This is a genomic window from Streptomyces sp. NPDC001770 (assembly GCF_053596135.1).
Genome location: NZ_JBSFFN010000013.1, coordinates 125,311 through 147,143, shown reverse-complemented (window position 1 = coordinate 147,143; position 21,833 = coordinate 125,311). Strand labels below are relative to the sequence as shown.

Annotated in this window: 17 protein-coding genes and 1 pseudogene; 10 read left to right on the top strand and 8 right to left on the bottom strand. The window is 72.4% G+C overall.

Features of this window, described 5'->3' with window-relative positions; translation table 11 throughout:
* Positions 1-23: 23 nt before the first annotated feature.
* From ACWCSV_RS14535 to ACWCSV_RS14515, 5 genes and pseudogenes are all read left to right on the top strand, one after another.
* Positions 24-764 (top strand): SDR family NAD(P)-dependent oxidoreductase, encoded by a 741-nt coding sequence (locus tag ACWCSV_RS14535; RefSeq protein WP_451142010.1) that lies wholly within the window; start codon positions 24-26, stop codon positions 762-764.
* 31 nt (positions 765-795) lie between these two features.
* Entirely contained in the window at positions 796-1,587 is a 792-nt protein-coding gene (locus ACWCSV_RS14530; RefSeq protein ID WP_451142008.1) for a maleylpyruvate isomerase family mycothiol-dependent enzyme, read from the top strand.
* A 51-nt stretch (positions 1,588-1,638) separates the two neighbouring features.
* Positions 1,639-2,460, top strand: coding sequence for a class I SAM-dependent methyltransferase (locus tag ACWCSV_RS14525; RefSeq protein WP_451142006.1), 822 nt, complete (start codon positions 1,639-1,641; stop codon positions 2,458-2,460).
* 12 nt (positions 2,461-2,472) lie between these two features.
* A pseudogene (locus tag ACWCSV_RS14520) lies at positions 2,473-3,441 on the top strand (2-isopropylmalate synthase); the annotation flags it as partial.
* Positions 3,442-3,618: 177 nt separating this feature from the next.
* Entirely contained in the window at positions 3,619-4,620 is a 1,002-nt protein-coding gene (locus ACWCSV_RS14515; RefSeq protein ID WP_451142004.1) for a hypothetical protein, read from the top strand.
* 114 nt (positions 4,621-4,734) lie between these two features.
* Here the strand turns inward: ACWCSV_RS14515 and ACWCSV_RS14510 are convergent, their stop codons facing one another.
* From ACWCSV_RS14510 to ACWCSV_RS14480, 7 genes are read right to left on the bottom strand one after another with little or no spacing between them, the layout of a single operon-like run.
* Positions 4,735-4,989 carry a hypothetical protein gene (locus ACWCSV_RS14510; RefSeq protein ID WP_451142002.1) on the bottom strand — a complete coding sequence of 85 codons (255 nt, stop codon included), beginning with the start codon at positions 4,987-4,989 and terminating at the stop codon, positions 4,735-4,737.
* Positions 4,990-5,040: 51 nt separating this feature from the next.
* Positions 5,041-5,511, bottom strand: coding sequence for a hypothetical protein (locus ACWCSV_RS14505; RefSeq protein WP_451142000.1), 471 nt, complete (start codon positions 5,509-5,511; stop codon positions 5,041-5,043).
* The gene (locus ACWCSV_RS14500) at positions 5,511-6,161 is read right to left on the bottom strand and encodes a vWA domain-containing protein (protein WP_451141999.1); all 651 of its coding nucleotides are present in this window, start codon (positions 6,159-6,161) and stop codon (positions 5,511-5,513) included. Before ACWCSV_RS14500 ends, ACWCSV_RS14505 begins: the two co-directional genes overlap by 1 nt.
* A gap of 15 nt (positions 6,162-6,176) precedes the next feature.
* Complete coding sequence (locus ACWCSV_RS14495; protein WP_451141997.1) at positions 6,177-7,286, bottom strand: hypothetical protein; 1,110 nt, start codon at positions 7,284-7,286, stop codon at positions 6,177-6,179.
* A complete protein-coding gene (locus ACWCSV_RS14490) occupies positions 7,283-8,491 on the bottom strand; it encodes a protein phosphatase 2C domain-containing protein (protein ID WP_451141995.1) in 1,209 nt (402 codons plus the stop codon). The genes ACWCSV_RS14495 and ACWCSV_RS14490 overlap by 4 nt, the downstream gene beginning before the upstream one ends.
* Positions 8,488-8,925, bottom strand: coding sequence for a hypothetical protein (locus tag ACWCSV_RS14485; protein ID WP_451141993.1), 438 nt, complete (start codon positions 8,923-8,925; stop codon positions 8,488-8,490). Before ACWCSV_RS14485 ends, ACWCSV_RS14490 begins: the two co-directional genes overlap by 4 nt.
* 9 nt (positions 8,926-8,934) lie before the next feature.
* Positions 8,935-9,684: a hypothetical protein gene (locus ACWCSV_RS14480; RefSeq protein WP_451141991.1), complete on the bottom strand. Its 750-nt coding sequence runs from the start codon at positions 9,682-9,684 to the stop codon at positions 8,935-8,937.
* A gap of 171 nt (positions 9,685-9,855) precedes the next feature.
* Here ACWCSV_RS14480 and ACWCSV_RS14475 point away from each other — a divergent pair, with 171 nt between their 5' ends.
* The 3 genes from ACWCSV_RS14475 (at position 9,856) to ACWCSV_RS14465 (ending at position 13,572) form a co-directional block, all read left to right on the top strand.
* Positions 9,856-10,620 (top strand): Crp/Fnr family transcriptional regulator, encoded by a 765-nt coding sequence (locus ACWCSV_RS14475; RefSeq protein WP_451141989.1) that lies wholly within the window; start codon positions 9,856-9,858, stop codon positions 10,618-10,620.
* A 98-nt stretch (positions 10,621-10,718) separates the two neighbouring features.
* Positions 10,719-13,214, top strand: a complete 2,496-nt coding sequence (locus ACWCSV_RS14470) for an AAA family ATPase (protein ID WP_451141987.1) — start codon at positions 10,719-10,721, stop codon at positions 13,212-13,214.
* 109 nt (positions 13,215-13,323) lie between these two features.
* Complete coding sequence (locus ACWCSV_RS14465; protein WP_451141985.1) at positions 13,324-13,572, top strand: hypothetical protein; 249 nt, start codon at positions 13,324-13,326, stop codon at positions 13,570-13,572.
* A 60-nt stretch (positions 13,573-13,632) separates the two neighbouring features.
* Here ACWCSV_RS14465 and ACWCSV_RS14460 read toward each other — a convergent pair whose 3' ends face one another.
* Positions 13,633-14,427: an FHA domain-containing protein gene (locus ACWCSV_RS14460; protein ID WP_451141984.1), complete on the bottom strand. Its 795-nt coding sequence runs from the start codon at positions 14,425-14,427 to the stop codon at positions 13,633-13,635.
* Between the two features lie 171 nt (positions 14,428-14,598).
* Here ACWCSV_RS14460 and ACWCSV_RS14455 point away from each other — a divergent pair, with 171 nt between their 5' ends.
* The gene (locus ACWCSV_RS14455; RefSeq protein WP_451141982.1) at positions 14,599-16,287 is read left to right on the top strand and encodes a protein kinase domain-containing protein; all 1,689 of its coding nucleotides are present in this window, start codon (positions 14,599-14,601) and stop codon (positions 16,285-16,287) included.
* 242 nt (positions 16,288-16,529) lie between these two features.
* Entirely contained in the window at positions 16,530-21,821 is a 5,292-nt protein-coding gene (locus tag ACWCSV_RS14450; protein ID WP_451141980.1) for a hypothetical protein, read from the top strand.
* Positions 21,822-21,833: the final 12 nt, after the last annotated feature.

Here is a 21,833-nt window from a genome sequence, read left to right as displayed (position 1 = left end):
TCGGCGAGAACCCGGAGGAACGGATGAACGGCACAGAACGATCGGTAGTGATCAGCGGTGGCGGCACGGGAATCGGCCGGGCCGTGGCCGCCCGGTTCGCCCGGCAGGGCGACCGGGTGACCATCCTCGGTCGGCGCGCCGAGGTGCTGCGGGCGGCGGCGGACGCGATCCACGGTGCGCACCCGGTGCGCACCGTCGCCGTCGACCTGTCCGACCCAGCGGAAATCGATGCCAGGCTGTCCGAACTGCCGGATCGGATCGACGTGTTGGTGAACAACGCGGGCGTGCGCGGCACACCGGCGACGGCCGGGGGAGGCCTGAAGGAGGTCGCCGAGCGGTGGCGGCGGGACTTCGACAACAACGTCCTGCCGGTGGTTCTGCTCACCGAGGCGCTGTTGCCCCGGCTCGCCTCGCCGGGCGGCCGGGTGGTCACGGTCGGGTCCATCGCCGCCCTGCGCGGCAACGGCTCCTACGGGGCGATGAAGGCGGCCCTGCAGGCCTGGAACCACGCGCTGGCGGGGCAGTTGGGGCCCAAGGGGGCCACCGCCAACGTGGTCGTGCCCGGTTACGTGACCGGGACCGACTTCTTCGGCGGCCCCGCGACCGAGGAGGAGCTCTCCCGCAGGCGGGCGCAGACCCTGGTCGGCAGGGTCGGCGAGCCCGAGGACGTGGCCGCCGCGGTCGCCTTCCTGGCCGCACCGGAGGCGGGCTACGTCACCGGAGAGTTCCTCAACATCAACGGCGGAACGCTGCTCGGGCGTTGAGACCGTGCCCCCGAAGTGGAGTGGTCAGTCAATGGAACGGACACGGGCCGTCGAGCCTGTCGCGGGGAATACGGCCTGGGCGGGCGAGGTGCTCGACCTGCGTGCGGAGCACCAGGCGTTCGCGGCCCTGCTGTCCTGTGTGCGGGACGCCGACTGGGAGCGGCCCTCGGCCGCGGCGGGCTGGACGATCCGCGATCAGCTGGCCCATCTCGCGGACACCGAGGAGGTGGCGGCGGACACCTTGTGCGACGGGCCGAGGGCATTCACGACGGCGCTCGCCGGCTTCGCCACGGCGGAGGAGTTCACGGCGGACGGGTGCAGGCGCAACCGCGAGCAGACGCCGATCCGGCTCATCTCCCTGTGGGCGCAGAACGCCCACCGCACCGCCGAACTGCTGGCCGCCCGGAACCCGTCGGAGCGGGTCGCGTGGGGTTTCGGCATGGGAGGCCGGCACTTCGCCGCGGCCCGTCTCATGGAGCACTGGGCGCACGGCCTCGACGTGGCGGACGCCCTCGGCCTCACCTTGACCGAGACACCCCGGCTGCGGCATGTCGCCGGGCTCGGCCTCGCCACGCTCCGCTTCGGGCTGGGCCGGGCCCGGCAGCGCTGGCCGCAGGGGCTGACCCTGAGTCTGGAACTGACCGCGGCGGACGGCACCCGGTACGCCTTCGGCCCGGAGGAGAGCACCGACGTGATCCGGGGCCCGTTGATCCAGTGGTGCTGTGCCGTGACCCGTCGCCGCCCGCGGCCCGAGTCGGCCGCCCTGGTGGCCGACGGCGAACTCGCGCGGCTCGCGCTGACCCATGCCCGCGCCTATCTGTGATACCGCCCGGCCACGGACCGGGCCGGCCACGACGGAAGGATTCGGACTCAGGTGACAACCAGGTTCAGCCAGACGCATCCCACGGCGGGACCGCTGCGGCCGGAGTTCGGGCTGACGGCCGCCGACTACGCCCGGCACCGGGCGGGTTTTCCCGCCGAGCTGCTACGGCGGCTGCGGGGCCACGGCATCGGCCTGCCCGGCCAGCGGGTCCTCGACCTCGGCACCGGAACCGGTTCCCTGGCGCGGCTGTTCGCGCGGGCCGGCGCCGACGTCACCGGAGTCGACCGGGCCGAGACGCTGCTCGACCGGGCCGCGGAGCTGGACGCGGAGGAAGGAGTGAGCATCACCTATCGGGCGGCGGCGGCCGAGGACACCGGGCTGCCCGGCGCCCGCTACGACGTGGTGACGGCCGGACAGTGCTGGCACTGGTTCGACGCGCCCCGCGCGATCCGCGAAGTGGCCAGGCTGCTGCGACCGGGCGGACACGCCGTCATCGCCCACTTCGACATGCTGCCGCTGCCCGGCAACGTGGTGGAGGCGACGGAGCGGCTCATCCGGTCCCGCAACCCGGACTGGACGCTGTACGGCAGCACCGGTCTGTATCCGCGCTGGCCGACCGACCTGGCCACGGGCGGATTCACCGGGATCGAAACCTTCTCCTTCGACGTGGAGGTGACCTACACGCACGAGGCGTGGCGGGGCCGCATGCGGGCCAGCGCCGGGGTGGGAGCCAGTCTGCCTCCGGACGGGGTGGCCGCGTTCGACGCCGAGTTGGGGCGTGTCCTGTGTGAGCGCTTCCCGGACGACCCGCTGCGGGTACCCCACCGCACCTGGGCCGTCCTGGCCACCGCACCTGGCACAGCCGGGAGTTGAACCGTGCCGAAGATGCCCTTCCACCGCTACCGCCCCTACGAACAGGTCGATCTGCCGGACCGCCGCTGGCCGGACCGTCGGATCACGGCGGCGCCGCGGTGGCTGTCGACAGACCTGCGCGACGGCAACCAGGCGCTGATCGACCCGATGACCCCCGATCGCAAGCGGGAGATGTTCGACCTGCTGGTCAAGATGGGTTACAAGGAGATCGAGGTCGGCTTCCCGGCGTCCGGGGAGACGGACTTCACGTTCGTGCGTTCCCTCATCGAGGGCGGGGCGATCCCCGAGGACGTGACGATATCCGTCCTCACCCCGGCCCGCGGGGAACTGATCGAACGCACCGTGGAGTCGCTGCGGGGCGCGCCCCGTGCCACCGTCCATCTCTACAACGCGACGGCCGCGCTCTTCCGCGAAGTGGTCTTCCGCGGCACCCGCGAGGACGTGCGCGGGATCGCGGTGGACGGTGCGCGAGCGGTCCTGGAGCACGCCGGGAAACTACTGGACGACGAGACCGAGTTCGGCTTCCAGTACAGCCCGGAAATGTTCACGGACACGGAGCTGGACTTCGCCCTGGAGGTCTGCGAGGCCGTCATGGACGTCTGGCAGCCGGACGCCGGGCGCGAGATCATCCTCAACCTGCCGGCCACGGTGGAGCGTTCGACCCCGTCGACACAGGCGGACCGCTTCGAATGGATGTCCCGCAACCTGTCCCGCCGCGAGTTCGTCTGTCTGTCCGCGCATCCGCACAACGACCGCGGTACGGCGGTGGCGGCGGCCGAACTGGCCGTGCAGGCGGGCGCCGACCGGGTCGAGGGCTGTCTGTTCGGACAGGGTGAGCGCACCGGCAACGTCGATCTGATCACCCTGGCCATGAATCTGCTCGCACAGGGCGTGGATCCGCAGATCGACTTTTCGGACATCGAAGTAATTCGCACCGTATCCGAGCGATGTAATCTCATGGAGACGGACCCGTGTCATCCGGTTTTCCGATTTCTTAAGGCCGACACCAATCACCCTTCAATCCCTTGACTCAAATTTTACTACACCTTGTACTGGGTGTGTGGTGCATCCAATGGCGCCCGGGGCGGGATTCGTTGATGCTTCTGCGTGTCCAGCAGGCAGGTCCGGTATCAGTGAAGATCCGATGGGCGGGGGAAAATGGAGATCCCATATGCGGTCCCGGTGATCGGGGATGACGAGGGCGCGGCGTACGGCCTGGCGGTCAAGATGGGCGGTCTGACGGCGGAGCGCATCGTCAACGTTCTGGGCTGGGGGCAGGAGAGAGCCGAGCGGGTGATGCGCACCCTGCGTGAAGTGCGGCTCGTCAAGGCCTGTCCGGTGCGTGCGGGTGTCTGGGTCGCGGTGAACCCGGATACGGCAAAGGCGCAGTACACAAAGCCCATCGAAGGCTTGATCGACGCCTGGCGATCCCAGGTGGACGGAATTCGTGAACAGCTCGCCGGACTGGCCGACATCTACACCGTCGGGTGCGGGACCAACCACAACGGCGTCATTGTTCCGATTGGTGACACGTCTCACCTTTATGACGTTCTGGACGAGACCGCTTCGTACGTGACCGACGAAATGCTCAGCATCCAGCCGCTTGGCCGAAATAGCTCTCTGTCACTTGAGTGGGCAATTCGGCGGGATCTGGCGCTGCTCCGTCGGAATGTCAAGGTGCGGGCGTTGTTCGGCCACTACGCCCGCTACGATTCGGTCGTCGCCGAGTACACCGAGCGGATCACCGAGGCGGGTGGCGAAGTGCGCACGGTGGTCTCGCTGCTTCCGGGACTGGTGCTCTTCGACCGGTCGGCCGTCGTCGTCACGGACGGCGAGGACGGTTATCACATGGTGCAGCACAAGGCGTTGGTCGACTTCGTCGCGCACGCCGCCGAGGGTGCCTGGGCGTCCGGCACGGAGTTCCGGGCCGCCAAGGGAGGTCTCCGTTTTCCGGACAGCCTGACCGAGGAGACGAAGGCAGCCATAATCCAGCTGCTGTCCGCGGGGTACAAGGACGAGGTGGTGGCCAAGCGGCTCGGCATCGCCCTGCGGACCTGCCGCAAGCACATCGCCGAGATTCTCGGTGAGGTGGGCGCTCAGAGCAGGTTCCAGGCGGGCTGGCTCGTCCGCGAACGAGCGGTGAGCACGGCCGGCCTCTGACCGGTCCCGTCAGGGCCGTGCCGACCACCGTGGCCCGGGGCTGGAAACAGCTCCGGGCCGTACGCGCACGTCAGCGGGGGGCCTGGCGTGTCCGTCATCCCGGGAGCGCGCAGCTCAGCCCGCTCGGACGAACCTCATCTCGATCGCGTACATGAACTGGCCGACGTCCACGCACTCCCAGCCGACGGCTTCGACGGACCGCACGACCAGATCGATCTCCTTGCGGATCTTCTTCATGGGGTTCCTGACCCGGGCCATGGCCCGGGGGTCGATGTCGATGGAGGCTTCGAAGATGTCGTTCCCCTGGACGTGTGCGCGCCTGGCGTCCGCGACGAGCTTCTGCATCCGGATCGCGTGCAGTAGTCCCATGTGCGTCTCCCGCTCCTGGGTGTTGTTGGCCCGCTCGGCTCTCCAACCGCCTTACGGACTCTGCTGATCGGTGTCGGAGGGTGCCGGCCGGGCACCGGTGCCGCTCGCTCGGTGTGCCGATGTCCCGCAAGGCCACAGGCCGGGTTCGGGCTCCCCGGCGCAGTAGGGGCCGTCGGTGGCGGTGGGCGCCGGTGCGGCGGAGGCCGTGGGGGTGGGCGTGGCGGTGGTGGCCGTAGCGCCGGGGTCGTACGGGGCGGCCGACGCGGACGTGGACGGGGCCGCGGATGGGGACGTCGGCGCGGGTGCGGGTGGTGACGGGGGCCGGGTGGGGTGGGTGGGGGTGGGCTCGACGGTTGACGGCGGGTGCGGGGCGCCTCCGGGTTTGGTCGTGGGGGAGCCGAGGAGGTTGCCGGTCAGCTGGACCGAGGCGCCGCAGAGGAGCAGCACCACGGCCAGCGTGGTCAGTCCGGCGGCGGCGCGTGAGGGCCGGGGGGCCGGGGAGCGAGGGGCGGGGGTGCTCATCAGTCCACGTACTCCTGTGCGACCTCGACGTAGGTGAAGCCCCTGACGTCGGTGGCGATCTGCATCCGGCCGGTCGCCGACGAGGCGATCAGGGTGTTGAGCAGGCCGGTGATCGCCTCGCTCAGCGCCGACTCCGTGTCCGAACCGTCAGCGATGAACAGCGCCTTGGTCGCCACCTTTTCCAGCACGGCGCGCTGCGCGGTGCCGAAGCCGTAGGCGATCACATGGGGGTGGCGCGGCCAGTCCCGGTCCGTGAGTTCGCGGAAGGCGTCCTGCCAGCCCGTGTCGGTCGGGCTGCCGTCGGTCAGGAAGAAGACCGTCGGCCGCAGTACGTCCAGGTGCTGCGCCCGCAGGTCGCTGACATCCCGTTCGACGCACTCCCGGATCCGGGCGAAGGTCTTGCCGTACTCCGTGCGACCGCCGCAGATCACCTCGGGCATGGCCGGCACCTGCTCCATGTCCGACATCGGGATCACCACGTGCACATCGGTGGAGAAGGCGACCACGCTGACCCGGGCGAACTCCGAGACGCGGGGATTCATCGCCAGGTTGAGGTGCAGGCGGGAGAGGGTCGCGTTGAGTACGGCCTCGTGCGGCTTCATCGACGAGGACGCGTCGATGACCACGTAGGTGGGCAGGCAGAGCGACATGGGTGTACCTCTGGGCTAGTGGTGGGCAATGACGATGAGGAGCAGGACCACGGCGACGGCGAGTACGACGATCCAGCCGACGGCCTGCAGGTCGGTCGGTGGCCGTTCGGGGGCCGTGACCTCGGACTTCTTCGCGGGATCGGTGGGAACGGCGGGGGGCCGCGGGGGCAGCGGCGGCAGCTCGCCGCGGGCCGGACGTGGCGATGGCCTGAGGTAGGGGCCGCCGTTCAGCGCCCGGTTCAGCTGGGCTGCGGAGGGACGTCGCTCCCGGTCGGTCGCGAGCAGCATGTCGAGCAGTACTTCGGAGACGGCGGGCTGGTTCTGCCAGGGGGACGCCGCGACGGTGTGGAAGGCGTGGGCGTCCCGCCTCCCCGTCATGCACTTGGCGACGAGCAGGCCGATCCGGTAGCGGTCGGTGTACTCGTCCGCGTCGGTGCCCGGAGGCGTGAGCGGGTCGGCCCAGTTCGGCTGGTGGATGTCGGGCATCTTCCGCGGCCGGCAGCCGTCGACGTCGATGAGGTAGACGGAGCGCCGGTCCGGACTCCAGAAGGCGTTGGAGAACGACCAGTCCGAGTAGACCAGGCCCAGGTTCTCCAGGATCGCGGCGAGCTCCGTCAGCCGGAGACAGGCGGCCAGCCTGCCCTCGGAGCCGGGGGGCGGCAGTCCGATGCCCCCGATGGACTCGTCGGACTTCGCCAGCCAGTCGATCTCCACGAAGCGCCGTTCGCCGAACCCGCCGCGCCGCAGCTCGGAGCGGTAGTGCTCGGGCGCCATCGGGATCACGCAGCCGACGGCCGGGTTGCCGGGCTCCTGGATCCGCGCCGCGGGCCAGCACGTGCCGGTGTACAGGAGCGCGCGGTCCGCGTCCGGCAGCGTGCCCGGAGCCGCGATCAGCAGGTCGAGGCGATCGGCTTCCTCCTGGTGCCCGCCCGGCCGGTAGAGCTTGGCCAGCCAGCCCGGATGGTCCTTCAACGGCCGTACGGCGACGGCCTGGCCGTTGTGCTCGGAGATCGGGTCGGCCAGCGGCCCGAGATCGCCGGGACTCACGGTCCGCGGCAGCTTCCAGCCCGGCCGGACGTCCGCCCGGCCGGCGGCACCACCGTCGGCGGGAGTGGGCCCGGTCATGCCCGGCCACCGTTCCACAGCACGACCGCGGTGCGGTCGTCGAGGCACTGCGGTGCGTCGAAGCCGACGTCGGCGGTGAACCGGGTCGCCGGGACCGGCGAGCGCCAGGCGTTCGCGAAGTACTCGTTGACGTGACCCGCCGGGTCCGCCCACGCGTCGCCGATGCCGTCCGTGACCAGGGCGAGGGCTGCGCCCGGGGGCAGCGTGAAGTAGTGGTCCCCGGCCAGGTGGGGGGTGTCCGGCAACCGGCCGGCGACCTCGTTCGAGACGACCGCGGCGGACCGGTCCTTGACCTGTCCGGAGGTGAACCGCCACAGCGGGACGTGCGGGTCGAGCATCCAGGCCGAACTGTCGCCGAGCCACGAGACCCAGACCTTCGCGACGCCGTTCACGTCCGGCTCGGTGAGCACCGCGGTGATCAGCACCGTGGCCATGTGCGAGGCGGCGACGCCCCGGCCGGTCGCCTGCGCGGCGATCGACGCCGCGATCCGCCCGTACAGCTCCTTCACGTCGAGCCCGCCGAAGCCCACCGTCCCGATCTGCTCGCGGAGCAGGGTGACGGCCTGGCTGGAGGCCGTGGTGGCCCCGGTGTCGGACCAGGCCGCGCTGGACAGGCCGTCGGCCACGGCCACGATCGCGTGCCGACTGTCCCGGGTGCGCCCGATCCGGTAGGAGTCCTGGCGCGGCTCGGCGGGGTGACCGCAGCGGTGGCCGGGGCCGATGACCGAGGCCCCGCGAATGGTGAAGGCGCCGACCGTCGCCTCGTCGGCGGCGATCCCGTTCTGCACCGTGCGTTCCGGCAGCAGCCAGGGGTAGCCCTGGGCACGGGCGCCGTCGCCGAAGCGGGGAACGTTGAGGTCGGTCGGCCGCTCGCGCAGGAACGACCGGGGCTTCGGGGGCTGTGGTGCCGCCGGCCCGCCCGCGTACCGGCAGACCGGAAGCGGTGTGCCGGGCACCGGTTCCCGTGCCGGCGGGTCCGGCGTCGGGGCGGACCCGGCGGCGGGACCTTCGGCGTGAGCGAATCCCAGTACGGCCGCCGCGCCGACGACGCCCACCGCCGCGAGGGCGAACACGTTCACCAGCGGGCCGTACCGCTGGTGCTCCGTGCTGACCTCGACGAAGGCGCCGGCGACGACGGCCATGAACAGCACCGCCCGCAACCGCCCGTCCATGAGCCCGTCCCGCCGGCTCTCGTCCCGGTTCACCGAAGTTCTCCTGAATCCCGAAGTTCTCCTGAATCCCGGCCATTCGACCGGGAGGTGAAATGCTGAGAGCCGTGCTGCACCGCGAACACCTCGCCGGAATGGGTGGCGGAATTGATCTGTATCGCCATGTCCGGCCTTTCCGGAAGGCGCAGCGAAGCCAGTGCCGTGACCTCCCCGACGGCGTCCGGGTTCTGTTCGAGCACCTGGCGCAGGACCTCGGTCCAGTAGTCGGCCGCACCGGCGTCGACCGCTCCCCTCGTGGCGGTCGACTGCCGGTCCAGCTCCACGGACAGCTCGTCGCGGTGACTGCCGCGCCCGGTCCGGTCGAGGACCCTGTTCATCAGCCCTCGCGCCTCCTGCCAGAGATCGGTGCCCATGGCGGAGACCAGAGCGGTGGCACCGCTCGTGGCCAGCACCGCGAGTTCCTCGTTCATCGGTGCGGATCAACTCCGGTCGCTGTGGGCGACGTGCTGCTTGCCCCGGTTGACGGTGAACGCGGTGCCGTTTCCCGAGACCTGGACGACCTGCTCCGACGAGGGCGCCTGCGGCTCGGGCCGCGCTGCCCCCTCGCCGGACCCGGACTCCTGGCCGGTGACGGCCCGCGGCCCGACGGGGCTGCCCGGGTACCAGAGCCAGGCCCGGGAGGCGTACTCCTTGACCCGGACGTCGACCCCGGTGAAGGCGTCCGCTTCGAGCCCCTCCCAGCCGTGCCCGACCGTCTCCTCGTAGACGTGGCGCGAAAGGATCGCGGCCAGCGGGGTGCCGGTGGTACCGGTCAGGGTCGCGTGCCGCAGCGGAGCCGAGTCGAGCAGCCGGGCCAGCGCCTCGAAGGGGGCGCCGGAGACGGTGCCGTCCGGATCGAACCGGATCTCCCCCGCGTGCACCGCGGCCCGCACCCGCAGCCGGGTCTCCGGGCCGGCGTGCCGGTTGTGCGCGCGGAGCCGCGCGCACAACTCCGGGAGCAACGGGAACAGCAGCCCGGCCTTGGGCAGCCCGGCCGGGGCGACGAGCCGGCAGCCGTCGCCGGTGTCGACGGACGCGAACCCCCGCGCGTCCAGCTCCGCCGTACCGAGGGCGTCGGTCAGCGCGGAACGCAGGACGCCGCGGATCTCCTGCAGATGCTGCTCCCCACGGCCCGCGGAGCCCGCGATGTCGCACGCCAGCAAAGCCCGGTACTCGTACCTCGGATTCACAATTCCTCCGTGATCGCGACGGGTTCAGGCAATTCGAAGATCAATTGCCGTCGTCCGGTTGTCCGGTGTCAGCCAGATGATGGGTGAGACCGTAGAGGAGGGGTCCCCGAAGAGAACGGCTACTAATACGGCTTGTGCGGCTTCGGCCGTACGAAAGGGAGGGTGTGGCCCATGAGCAACACACGTGTGCGCGGCGCCGCGGCGTACTGGCCGTCGGCCGGGCTGCTCGGCCGGCTCGACGAGGCCGACCGCGGAGTCCTCATCGGACTCGGCCACGGCGTGACCTACCCGGCCGGTCAGATCACCATCCGCGAGGCCGACCGCTCGGACTTCGCGCTGCTCCTGCTCGGCGGCATGGTGAAGGTCACCGCGCACGCGCAGGACGGCCGTGAGGCGCTGCTGGCCGTACGGATGGCAGGAGACCTGGTCGGGGAGCTCGCCGGGATCGACAACCAGCCGCGCGTCGGCACCGTGACCGCCTGCGGGACGGTGCTGGCCCGCTACATCCTCCGTACCGAACTGGTGGAGTGCACGAGAAGGCACCCTGCCATCGGACTCGCGCTCAACGCGAGCGTGGTGGCCAAGTTGCGTACGGCGACCGGCCGGATCGTCGATTTCACCGGCTGCGACGTGCTCGGACGCCTGGCCAGGATCCTGCACCACCTGGCCGTCACCTACGGGCGGCCCGGCCGGCACGAGGCCCGGCTCCCGCTGTCTCAGCCGGAGATGGCCACCCTGGTCGGCGCGGCGGAGTCGTCGATCCACAAAGCGCTGCGGGCGCTGCGGAAGTCCGGCGCGGTCGTGACCGGCTACCGCAGCATCACGATCCTCGACCTGGACCACCTCGCCCGGATCGCCGCCGCGGCCGGGCCCGGCGGCGATCTCGCCGAACACGTAAAAACGCCCGGTCGGCGCGGTGCTACGGCGCCAGTGTGACCGGGTGAGGGAACCCGGATTCGGGAAAGGACGGGGGAGAGCAGATGGTGGAGAACGACGGTGTTCCGGAGCGGTCAGGCGGCGTTCGGGCAGGTGACGTGCCCGGAACGATGATCGTGGGCAACGGCAACATCCTGACCAACATCACCGCCCAGTCGGGTTCGGTCGTCACCGTGCACGGGGGCCCGCTGCCGGTCCCGGTCAAGCGCCGGCCGATCGCACAGCTGCCGCGGGCCGCCACCGAGCCGCTGTTCGGACGGGCGCAGGACGCGGACGTGCTGCGGGACGCCATCGGGACACGGCAGTTGGTGCAGATCTGGGGCGCGTCCGGGATCGGCAAGAGCGCGTTGCTGCGCCACCTCGCGCGCACCCTGCCACGCGGGCCCGAGGGCGTCGCCTACGTCGAGGCCGGCGGGCGTACGGCCGACGACATCGCGCAGGCGCTCTTCGACATCAGCTTCGACGCGCCGAACTACAGGCCGTCGACGGAGGTGCTGAAGGAGCACCTGAGAACACTGCGGTTGCGGATCTACCTGGACGACGTGGGGCTCGACGAGAGCGACGTGCGGCGACTCTTCGACATGGCCGAGCAGTCCACCTTCGTCTTCACCTCGCAGCGGCGCTCCTCGGTCGACAGCGTGCACGCGATCAGGCTCGGCGGGGTGAAGGCGCCGGCGGCGGCGGAGCTCGTGGGGTCGCTGATCCACCGCGAACTGAGTCCGGACGAGGCGCTGGTCGTTCCCGCGCTGTGCGACGCGGTGGAGGGCAACCCGCTCCGGCTGCGGCGCATCGCCCTGGCGGCCGCCACCGGCCGTGGTCTGCCGCGCATCGGTGACCTCCCCGCGCTGCTCCCCGCGCTGCTGAAGAGGCTCCAGCCGCAGGAACGCGACCTGCTGTACCTGCTCGGATCGCTCCCCGGTGCCTGGCTGGCCCCCCGGCACCTCGACGGTCTGCTCGGCCGGTCGGACGCCGAGGCGCTCGCCGAGGGGATGACCCGGCACGGCCTGCTGGTCGCCTCGGAGACCGGCTACAGCTGCCCGCCGGATGTCGCCGACTGCGTGCTGGACCTGCGGCGGACGGAGTTTCCCGCCGATCGGCTCTGCCAGGCGTTCACCGTGTGGGTCGAGGCGACGGACACCACTCCGGACGACGTCGCGGCACACTTCCAGGCCCTGGACGTGGCGGTACGGCGGGCGGAGAGCAGCGGACACCCGCAGCTCGGCGTGGCGCTGGCCCGTGCCGCCTCGCCGAAGCTGGCGCTGTCCCGGCAGTTCGACGCGTGGGGCAGTCTGCTCGGAGCCGGCTGGGCGGCGGCGAGGAGCGCGGGAGACGCGCAGGGCGAGGAGTTCTTCCTGGGCGAGGCCCGCAACCGCCGGAGGGCGATCGGGCGGGGCGCCCTGACGGCGGCCCTGGTGCTCGAAGCGGGCGTGCTGTTCCAGGAACTCGCCACGCTGCACGCGCATTCCGTGACCCAGGCAGCCGGCACGGCGGCGGGCAACACGTTGACCGCGGTGTCGGGCGGGGTCCAGGCGCATGCACCGGTGGCTGCGCACACGGTGGGGACGGCGCATGCGGCCGGGACGGCGCATGCGGCTCACGCGGCCGGGCCCGTACACGCGGCCGGGCCCGTACACGCGGCCGGGCCCGTACACGCGGCCGGGACCGCGCACACGGCCGGGACCGCGCACACGGCCGGGACCGCGCACGCGGCCGGGACCGCGCACGCGGCCGGGACGGCGCATGCGGCCGGGACCGCGCACGCGGCGAGGCCGGTGGTCGACATGACCCACGCCGCCGCACAGCCGCACGCCGCTGCGAGCCCCCTGACCGGCGCGCACACGGCCGCACCGACGCCCCATACGATCGACTTCTCGGCGGCGCACTCCTCCGCCGCGCACGCGTCGCATGCCGGGGGCACCACCGCGACCACGACGACCGCGGGCCACACGGCTGTTGCCGCCGTCGGTGCGGGTGGCAAGGTGTCGGCTCTGGTGCTCGCCTGCACGCTCGGTTTCGCTGCCGTGGTGGGCGTGGGATACGCGGTCGACGCGAACGACCGGCCGACCTCCTACGTGTCGGACTTCTCTCCCTCGTACTCGTCCGCGCCGGACGCGTTCTCGGGCTTCGTCCCCGGCTCCGACGACGGTTCGACCGGGACCGGGACGGAGGACATCGGGGAAACCTTCGATCCCGTGTGCCTGACGGTGATGCAGCAGCTGGCGCCGGAGATGGAGCAGTCCAGTGCCGACGCCGACACCGCGTCCGCCGCGGTCGACTCGTACAACAACGCCATGGCCTCGTACAACTCGGGCGCCACCTCCGTCGTGCCCGACACCGGTGCGGCCGACTCCGGTATTGCCGCCGTCATCAGCGATCTGGGCTCCATCGAATCCACGTTGCGGGAAGCCTCTTCGGAGGCCGAGGACAGCTCCGTGGAAGCGGATCTGGAGGACATGCTGACGGCCGTTCAGGAGATGAAGGCCGAGTACGAGTCGTACGCGAGCGATCCGACGAGCTCCGAGGTCGACGCGTCGAGTGAGAACGCGGCGATGAACTCGGCCCTGGACAGCCTGCAGACCGACTGCGGCGCCTGACCCCCTCCGGGCCGGTCTACCGGCCCGGCCTCCCAGCCCCGGACCCAGCAGCGGCAGAACGTCCCGTCCGACCGGGACCTCCCTGCCCGACCGACAGAAAGGCCGCCCCATGCCACCCGAATCCACCCGCGGGGACATCCGCACCGGGAACGTCTCCGGCACCTTCATCGTGGGGGACAACAACCACGTGACGAGTACGACGCACGAACCCGATCAGCAGCACGAGTCACCACAGGAAGCGCAGGCGCAGGCGCAGCAGCGGAACTCGGCGACGGACCGAGCGGCCGTCTTCGCGGTCGAGAACGGCCACCAGTACGTCACGTACTACGCCGGAGCCGAGCGGGACGGGGAGGGCTGAGCGGCGCGGAGGCCCCGGCCGGAGGTCCGGCGGCCGGGGCACTCCGCGCGTGCGGTTCGCTCAGTCCTTGTCGGTCAGCAACTCCAGGTCCTGGGCGCTCAGGGTCGCCGTCTTCAGCAGCTCTCTGATCAGGTTGACGCTGAGGGTCGAGCCGACGGGCTCGCCGACCTCGTCGCGCAGCAGTCCGCGCACGCCCCGGCGGTGCAGCCGTTCGCGTACGTCCTCGACCGTGTTCGCCACCGACTTGTGGGTCCAGGACTTGGTCACGTACGGGGAGGCGTTGACCAGACGCGCCGTGTCCTCCCAGGGGAGCGGGAGGGGGAAGGCGTCGTGGCCCTCCAGGTAGCGGCGGGCGAGCGCGGTCACTACCAGCCGTTCCTGTGGGGAGAGTTCGTAGACCGTCTCGGGGTCCACGGTCTCCGCGCCGCCGCTGGTACGGGGGTTGTGGTCGTCCTCGTCCACGACGCGGACCTCCACCAGGTGGGAGCGGCGCTTGGAGGAGTTGATCACCAGTGGGGTGTACCCGGACTCGATGAGCCGCTTGTGTCCGGTGAGCATCAGCACCCCGTCGGGAAGTTCGATCGGCAGATTGCCGGTGTTGACCAGCCACCAGTCGCCGTCCGCGGTCGTGCAGGTGAACACGCCGTGCCGACGGCTGACGGTCGGGTCGTCGACACCGACCGGTACATGAACGTCCTCGCGGTCCCGTCCGAACAGCAGCGTGTACCGGCGCGGCGGTACGGCGTAGCCGCCCTCCGGGCCCAGTACGAAGATCGTCCCCGGCGGAGCCGAGGGCACTCTGTCGGAGGGGCTGCCCGGCGGCAGTATCTGGGGTGGGAAGTTTCCGTACGCCATGCGCCTACCTCCGGCTCGGGATCGCGTCAGTGTACGAAGGCGCCGGGAGGACCGTTCCTCCCGCGCGTGTGCATCCGGCTTGATTCATTCGGCGCCGCCAACTGGTTTTGATTTGGCCGGAGTCGCTCGATAATCTGCCCGCCCTGAGCGCGAGCGGTCGGAGGACTGCTGATGATGGATGGCACGGTCGCCGAGCCGCTGGGCGCGGACGATCCGCAGGAGATCGGCAGTTTCCACCTCATCGGCCTGCTCGGCGTCGGCGGCATGGGCGAGGTCTACCTCGGGGCGTCCGACAGGGGGTACGCCGCCGTCAAGCGCGTCCGGCCGCGGCTGGTCTCCAGCGAGCGCTTCGAGCGCGAGGTCGGCATCCTCTACCGGGTGCCGGCCGGGATCGGACCGCGGGTGCTGGCGAGCGACGGCACCGCGGAACGCCCCTGGTTCGCGGCCGAGTACGTGCCCGGACTCACCGTGGACGAAGCGGTCCGGATGCGCGGACCGCTGCCCGCCGAGGCACTGTGGCTGCTGCTGGCCGAGACGGCCGCCCACCTGGCGGCCGTGCACGCGCTGGGGATCGTGCACCGCGACGTCAAGCCCGGCAACGTCATGCTGGTGCGGGACGGGGTGAAGCTGATCGACTTCGGCATCGCCCGCGCGGCGGACCAGGCGAGGCTCACCAGGAGCGGTGGCGGCTACGGGACGCAGGGGTTCTCGGCACCGGAACAGCAGGCCGGGGACGAGCACGTGGACGCGCCCGCGGACGTCTACGCGCTCGGGGCGCTGGTGCTCTACGCGGCCTCGGGCCGTACCCCGGGCGTCGTCCCGGACGCCGAGCCGCTGCGTGCGGTGGACGCCGGCCTCGCCGTCGTCGTCGGGTCCTGCTTCGCGGACGATCCCGCAGCCCGCCCCACCGCCGCCGGGCTGGCGGAGGCGGCCCGCGCGCATCTGCCGGCTCCCGCTCCCTGGCCCCGCGAGGTCATGTCACGCATCGCCGCGCGGCGCGCCTTCGCCACCACGCCGGTGAGCAAGTTGGAGACCGTCCCGCCGCCGGATCCGGACGCCGGCCCGCCGCCGGACCTCGACGGCGGCCCGGCCCCCGGGAGCCCCCGGCCGCCCGCCGCCGCACCTCGCCGCCGACGCGGACGCCTGTTCCTGCTCACGGCCGCCACGACGATCGCCCTGGGCGTCGCGGCAGGGTTCCTGCTCGACCCGCCGGTGTTCCGGCACCAGGACGCCGCGGATCCGTCGGACCGCGCGTCGGCCGTCGTCGAGCCCGTGGCGGAGGTGACCCGGACGGCCTCCGCGAACCCGAACCGCCCCGCCTCACCCACCGCCGGGTCCGGCAAGTCCGGCGGCCCGGCCCCGGCCGGACCGGCGGGGGTGGCCGCGACCGCCGCACCGAGCGCGTCCGGCGGCGGCGCGCCCGCCTCGTCGGGCCCCACCGCACCCGCCGCGTCGGCCGTACCCACGTCCGCCCCGCCCGCACCGTCCGCCCCCCGCGTCACCTCGACGCCGATCGAGGCGATCGACGGCAACAAGGACCCGGCCCAGGTCGAGGGCTCCGAGGCGGACGTCTCCTGGGTCGGCAGCGCCGCCGGCTGCTCCGCCTGGCTGGACGACAACGGCGCCGGGGAGCTCGCAGGTGTGCTCAACACCTCCCTGGGCCGGAGCTGCGGCGCCGAACTCCACCGCAGCGACGGCACCGCGTACGCGTTCCACGCCGACTGGAAGGCGGCGAAGACGAGTTACCTCTCGGGCGTCGGACACACGATGTGGATCTGCGTCTGGGACGGGGGCGACCGGTCCGACGAGCGGTGCTCCCCCCGCTTCGCCATGGACGGCCACACCCCGGTCAGGGGGTGACGCGGGTGGGCCCTCGGCCGCCGTGGGCGCGGTGGCCGCGCCGCGCCCGCACCCCGGACGAAGCCCCGATGTACGGAAGATGGCGTGCGCGTGTGGTGTCGGAGGCGACTCGGGCCGAAGCCTGATTCGGGCGCCTGACCAGGGACGGGCGTCTTTACGGTGATCCCGTGCGGACACGGCAGCAGTCAGGTGATGGCAGGACCGAGACCTCCCAGCAGGCGCCCCGGACGAGGCAGGCGGCCGTGAGTTCCGCACCGGGCCCCGCCCCGAGCGTCCTCCTCGGCATCCAGCGGGCCGCGGGGAACGCGGCGGCCGCGGCGGTGGTGGAGAACGCCCAGCGGGGGCGGGCGCAGACCGTCCCCGCACCGGTCCCCGCAATCGTCCACGCACCAGCCCCTGCCCCCGCACCAGCCCCTGCCCCCGCACCGGCCCCTGCCCCCGTGGCTCCGGTGGCCTCCGGGCAGGCCGGGACGGGGATGGTCCTGCCGTCGTATCTGGCGTCGCTGGAGACGGCCGGGCTGTCGGCGGTGTACGGGCTGACCGGGCACGAGCCGGTCGAGGGCGCCGTGGCGACGGCCGTCGGGCACGGGGCCGGTACCGCCGCGGGCAAGCCGGCCGGGGGCGGCGAGGGCACCGCCGCCGGGATCGCCGCCGAACTGGCCGGGCGGCCCGAGTCCTTCTTCGGGCAGGGGCGCGCCTTCGCGGTGCGGGGCCCCCGGGGCAAGGACTGGTTCGACGTCACGGTCAGGATCTCTCCTCTCGACGAGGGGAGCCTGCCCGTCTTCCGTACGGAGAAGGAGCTGGGCAAGCTCCCGGCCGGTCGTCCGGGTTCCCCGGCGGCAGCCTTGGACGACAAGGAGGGCAAGGACACCAAGGTCGACGTCCAGCACCACTCGGGCGCCACGGTGAGTGCGACGGCGGGCGGCTCGTCCGAGAAGGGGGTGGGAGGCACGGGCTTCCTGCTCGCGCCCGTCGCACCGGCGGTGTGGGCCGGCGCCGCCGTCACCGGCACGGTGCGGCCCTGGGAGAGCGCCGACGAGTCCCGGACTCAGCGGACCGCCGCGGAACCACGCGTCCTGCGCAGCGACAAGGGCACCGTCGAGGTGCGGCGCAGGGTGCGGTTCGACGTACGGGTACAGAAGAGCGGTACGCGGGAAGTCCAGTCCTTCCAGCAGACCGGGACGCTCACGCAGCGGGTGCCCACCGAGCATCTGGTCTCGAACGGCACCGCGGCACCGCAGGCACCGATCGAACCGGAGGCCCTGAGCCACGGGTTCGCCCGGCGGGTCCGGCTCGCCGACTCCCTGGCCCCGGTCGGTGTGTCGGAGGAGGCGGCGCCCCACAAGGGCGGCGGCGGGCTGTTCGACACGGTCGCCTCCGTCCTGCACCCGTCGGTCACGGCCCCGGGCGCGCCCGGTCGCGCGCGGCTGTACGAGGCGACCTCGACGGCGAGCGTCCTGGAGGACCTGCCCCGGCTGCTCGGGGACGGGGTCGTCGGGGAGGACCTGTGGGCCAAGGACGGGAAGACGGCGAGCGGTTACCGCCTGCGGGCCGACTTCGCGGGCCTGACGCCCGCCTGGCCGACCGGCAAGACCCAGTTGCGGACCCACCAGCAGTCCCAGCACACGGCGACCGCGACCGCGAGCGACGGTCGCGCCGCCCGGCTCGGCGCGGGCCCGGCGTTCGGCTTCGGGGCTCCCGCCGGTGCCGCTGTCGCACGGGGTACGGTCATGCCCGTGGGTGGCGTCCGCAAGGCACGGTTCTCCGTGAACGAGCAAACGGTGACGAACCGTCAGGGCGCCGAGGTGCGCGGCGAGAAGGCGCTCTATCTGGCGACCGTGCGGTTCACCGCCGAGGGCACGGGGCCCAAGCCGGGGGCGGTGGTGCTGAACCCGCGGCTCGGTACCGCCACGCACTCGATGAAGGTGTGGATGAGCCTGCGCTCCGACGAGGCGCGGGACCTCGGGCTGCCGCTGCCGCCGGGTGCGGAGGCCGGGGAGTTCGTGAGGAAGCCGAAGAAGACCGGCGAGGACGGCCGGGAACAGGATGCCGAGCGGCACCTCGCGTACGAGAACGGTTCCAGCGTCGTCCTCAGCCATGTCGACAGCCGTCCGATGATGGAAGCCGTGACGCAACTGTTCGGGGACGACGCCCGGTTGGCCGGGTACCTCCCCCTCTTCGGGGGGACCCCGGCGACGAGGATCCCCACCAGGGAGGAGGCAGAGACCCAGCGGGGCAACTACCGCAGCCTCGCGCTCGCCCTGTCGGAGACCAGCCTCAAGGCCAACAAGGCCCAGCTGCTCTCCACGGGCATCCCGGTACGGCTGCGACGCAAGTCGAAGATGCACAGCCATGACGTGCTGGTCCGGGTCAAGGGGCGGCTCGACGGCACCCACTACCTCGGCGACACCAAGGACTGGATGGTGCGCGGCCACTCCGGGATCACCAGCAACGCCCAGACCGGGCGCAGCAGTTCACGGTCGCTCGGCGTCCAGGCTCTGGGGCAGGTCCGGTTGATCCCCGGCATCCTGACGGCCTCGGCCCGCTACGAGAAGCAGTGGTCGGGCAAGCGCCGCAACCAGGGCGGCCCCGGCACCCGTACCGACACCCTCACCAACGGCTCCGACACCGCGTCCGTCTTCGGCGCGTCGCTCCTGCTCGACGTGGACGTCTCCATGACCTCGCGGCCGCGCAAGCTCGCCCGGACCGTCACCCCGGGCAGCCCCGGCCGTCGGGCGCCGAGGGCGGAATCGATCAGCACCTTGCACCTGGGCGGGCAGGAAGTCCGGCTGAGCACGCCGCAGGAGTTCACGCTGGACGACTCGGAGAAGTCCGGGCAGGATGCGGACGCCGAGACGCGCAAGGCGCGGCCGGCCGGGTTGGAGCGCCCCTTCGCTCTCTCGGGCATCGGTGACCTGGCCGCGCTCGTCCAGAAGCCCTCCGCCGGGTCGGTGGTGCGGGACTGGCAGCTGCTGGAGACCGTCGGCGACGGCGGGGCCGTCCGGGATCTCGCCTTCGCGCTGCTGTCGAAGGCCGCCGCCAGGGGCACGGGCGCACAGGGGGACGACGCGCTGGCGACGGAAGGCCTCGCGCCCCGGCTGGCGATCGAGGAGCGGCTCAGCCCGCAGGCGCTGCACGCCGCACTGCGGCAGGCGACGTCCTCGGGCTGGGTGGTGAAGGACCTGCGGTACGCGCGCCGCCTCGCCGCGCTGAACGGGGCGGTCGGCAGCCGGATGACCCTCGCCAACCCGAGGTTCCTGCACAAGGGGGCGGGTCCCGGTACGGAGACCCTGGTCCTGGGCGGTCACCAGAGCGCCGGGCAGGAGGGGCGGAGCACCAGCGGCACGTGGCAGTTCGGGGCCACGGGCTCGGAGACCGTCGCGGGCGGCCGGACGAGCCAGGGGCTGGCGTTCCACCGCACCGTGTCGGAGGGCGGGGCGGACACCTCCGCCGTCTCCGGCACGGTCGAACGGAACGCCCACACGCCGAAGAAGGCCCCGCTCTACCTGGTCCAGTGCGACCTGCTGGTCCACATGGTGGCCGAAGTCGCGGTCACCACCGGCGGGCCCTACGTGGAGAGCCGCGCCCTGACCCTGCCGGCCGAGGCCGCGGTGTGGCTGACGGAGGCCCAGCTCCCGGCGTCCGTGCGCAAGCAGGTGGGACGGCGGGAGAAGCAGGAGGCCGGGGCGAAGGCAGCCGTCGGCGCGAAGGGGGCCCGGCAGGGCGGCCCGGAGACCGGGGAGAGCTCGCGTACGGGCGCCGAACGGGAAGCCCGCGAGGGTACGGGCGGCGACCTGGCCACGGCCGTCACCGCCGCTACGACCGGGGAGGGGACCACCGCGCCCGCCGCGTCCGCTTCGGGGGCCGGGCGCACCCTCGACCGCGCGCTGCCGCTCGGCTTCGGCACGGTCGAGCAGCTGCCGAACTTCGTCCCGCTGCTCGGGATGGTGCGCGACAGCCTCGCGCGGGGCCCGAAGAAGAGGCTCGCGGAGGACCTGCTGCCGAGGCAGCAGCTCAAGGACCGGCACGACAACGTGCAGCGGCTGCTGCGGGTCCTGGACCGGAGCGGTTCCACCGGCCTGCTGTCCGGCGCCATGGACGGCGGGGTCACCGTCGAGCTGTTCGACGGGCGCAACACCCCCTATTGGGCCGTGTTCAGGATCGACCGGTCCGGCCACGGCACGTTTCTGGAGGACGCGGACGACGGGCGGGACATGGAGTACATCACCGCGGCCGTCGGCCAGCAGGCCACCATGCGCGACCAGGGGGTGACGAAGGGGGTGGAGGGCATCTTCGCCGGCTCGGCCCGGCCCGAGGGCGGGCTGGGCGGCCTGAAGGGAGTGGGCGGCGCGGGCGGGGCCGGGTTCGCCACCGGTTCGTCCCGCCGCCAGGGCTCCGCGAGCCGGGGCCAGGTGGGCATGAAGATGGTCGCCGAGGCCAAGTCCGCTCCGTCGGCGAAGATGCGGATACCGGTCACGGCGAACCTGGAGCTGTTCGACGCCTCGGGGACGCGCGTGACGCTGGCCCGGCTGGGCGGACTGGAACTGACCCACCGGGTGCCGGTGAAGGACCTGGACGCCCTCAGCCGGGTGCGCGCGCCCGCCCCGGGCCCCGCGCGCACGCGTCTGCCCGCGCCGGCCGCCGCCTCCGCGGCTGCTCCCGCCACTGCCGCGGAGACCACTGCCCCCGCCCCCCGGTCCGTCGGAGACCGGTCCGACCACGGGGCCTGGCGGGCCCGAGGGGTGCGGTTGCCCATGGAGGCACAGGTCAACGGGTTCCAGGGAGCCGGGCGCGTACGGCAGGTGCTCGAAACCGCTGTCAGGGCGGCGGGGGGCGGCGACCGCTTCCGTGGCAAGGGGCAGGCGGCCGCGTACGCGCTGAACGAGGCGATCTCCACCGAGTGGATGATCGCGGCGCTGCCCCTGCTGGTCTCCGCCGGGGCGGACCTGCCGCCGGTGCACGCCAGTGGCGTCGAGGGCCAGGATCTGCGGGCCTCCGTGCACGCCCGGCTGCGGGAGGGCCGGGTCCTGGGCGTCGGCGACACGATGACGTTCGAGACCGTGGGCCAGAGCCGTCTCGGAGGACTCCGCCCGACCCAGGGCGAGGGTTCCGCCTCCGCGGAGCAGAGCAGATCGGGGCGGGGAGCGGCGGGTGCGGCTCTGCTCAACCCGGACGAGCTCCGGCTCAACCAGTTGATGGGCACGGTGGGAGGTTCGGGCGGCGCGGCCGCCGCGGCGGGCAACGCGGCCGGGTCCTGGCCGCTGGTCAAGCCGAAGACGAAGTCGGTGCTCCTCCAGTTCACCCTGGACGTCAGGGTGGTGGCCCAGGTGAGCAACAGGGGCCGGGCCGCCGTAGGCCTGGACGGGACCGGCGGCCCCACCGTGCGGGAGCTGACCCTGCCGCAGCCGGTGGTGATCCGGGTGCCGGAGCCGATGGCCGGGCGCATGGTGCGGACGGCCGGGGCCGGACTCCGCGACCCGGAGAACCACCTGGGTCTGGCCCCTGCGGCGCCGGCACCTCCGGCAGCTTCGTAGCACCGGGGCTAC

What these genes read in the sequence shown, in the direction of transcription:
- ACWCSV_RS14500 (WP_451141999.1), bottom strand. Translation starts at nt 6,161, where the DNA reads ATGTCGCTCTGCCTGCCCACCTACGTGGTCATCGACGCGTCCTCGTCG.
- ACWCSV_RS14505 (WP_451142000.1), bottom strand. Translation starts at nt 5,511, where the DNA reads ATGAGCACCCCCGCCCCTCGCTCCCCGGCCCCCCGGCCCTCACGCGCC.
- ACWCSV_RS14510 (WP_451142002.1), bottom strand. Translation starts at nt 4,989, where the DNA reads ATGGGACTACTGCACGCGATCCGGATGCAGAAGCTCGTCGCGGACGCC.
- ACWCSV_RS14485 (WP_451141993.1), bottom strand. Translation starts at nt 8,925, where the DNA reads ATGAACGAGGAACTCGCGGTGCTGGCCACGAGCGGTGCCACCGCTCTG.
- ACWCSV_RS14455 (WP_451141982.1), top strand. Translation starts at nt 14,599, where the DNA reads ATGATGGATGGCACGGTCGCCGAGCCGCTGGGCGCGGACGATCCGCAG.
- ACWCSV_RS14495 (WP_451141997.1), bottom strand. Translation starts at nt 7,286, where the DNA reads ATGACCGGGCCCACTCCCGCCGACGGTGGTGCCGCCGGCCGGGCGGAC.
- ACWCSV_RS14535 (WP_451142010.1), top strand. Translation starts at nt 24, where the DNA reads ATGAACGGCACAGAACGATCGGTAGTGATCAGCGGTGGCGGCACGGGA.
- ACWCSV_RS14475 (WP_451141989.1), top strand. Translation starts at nt 9,856, where the DNA reads ATGAGCAACACACGTGTGCGCGGCGCCGCGGCGTACTGGCCGTCGGCC.
- ACWCSV_RS14530 (WP_451142008.1), top strand. Translation starts at nt 796, where the DNA reads ATGGAACGGACACGGGCCGTCGAGCCTGTCGCGGGGAATACGGCCTGG.
- ACWCSV_RS14515 (WP_451142004.1), top strand. Translation starts at nt 3,619, where the DNA reads ATGGAGATCCCATATGCGGTCCCGGTGATCGGGGATGACGAGGGCGCG.
- ACWCSV_RS14460 (WP_451141984.1), bottom strand. Translation starts at nt 14,427, where the DNA reads ATGGCGTACGGAAACTTCCCACCCCAGATACTGCCGCCGGGCAGCCCC.
- ACWCSV_RS14465 (WP_451141985.1), top strand. Translation starts at nt 13,324, where the DNA reads ATGCCACCCGAATCCACCCGCGGGGACATCCGCACCGGGAACGTCTCC.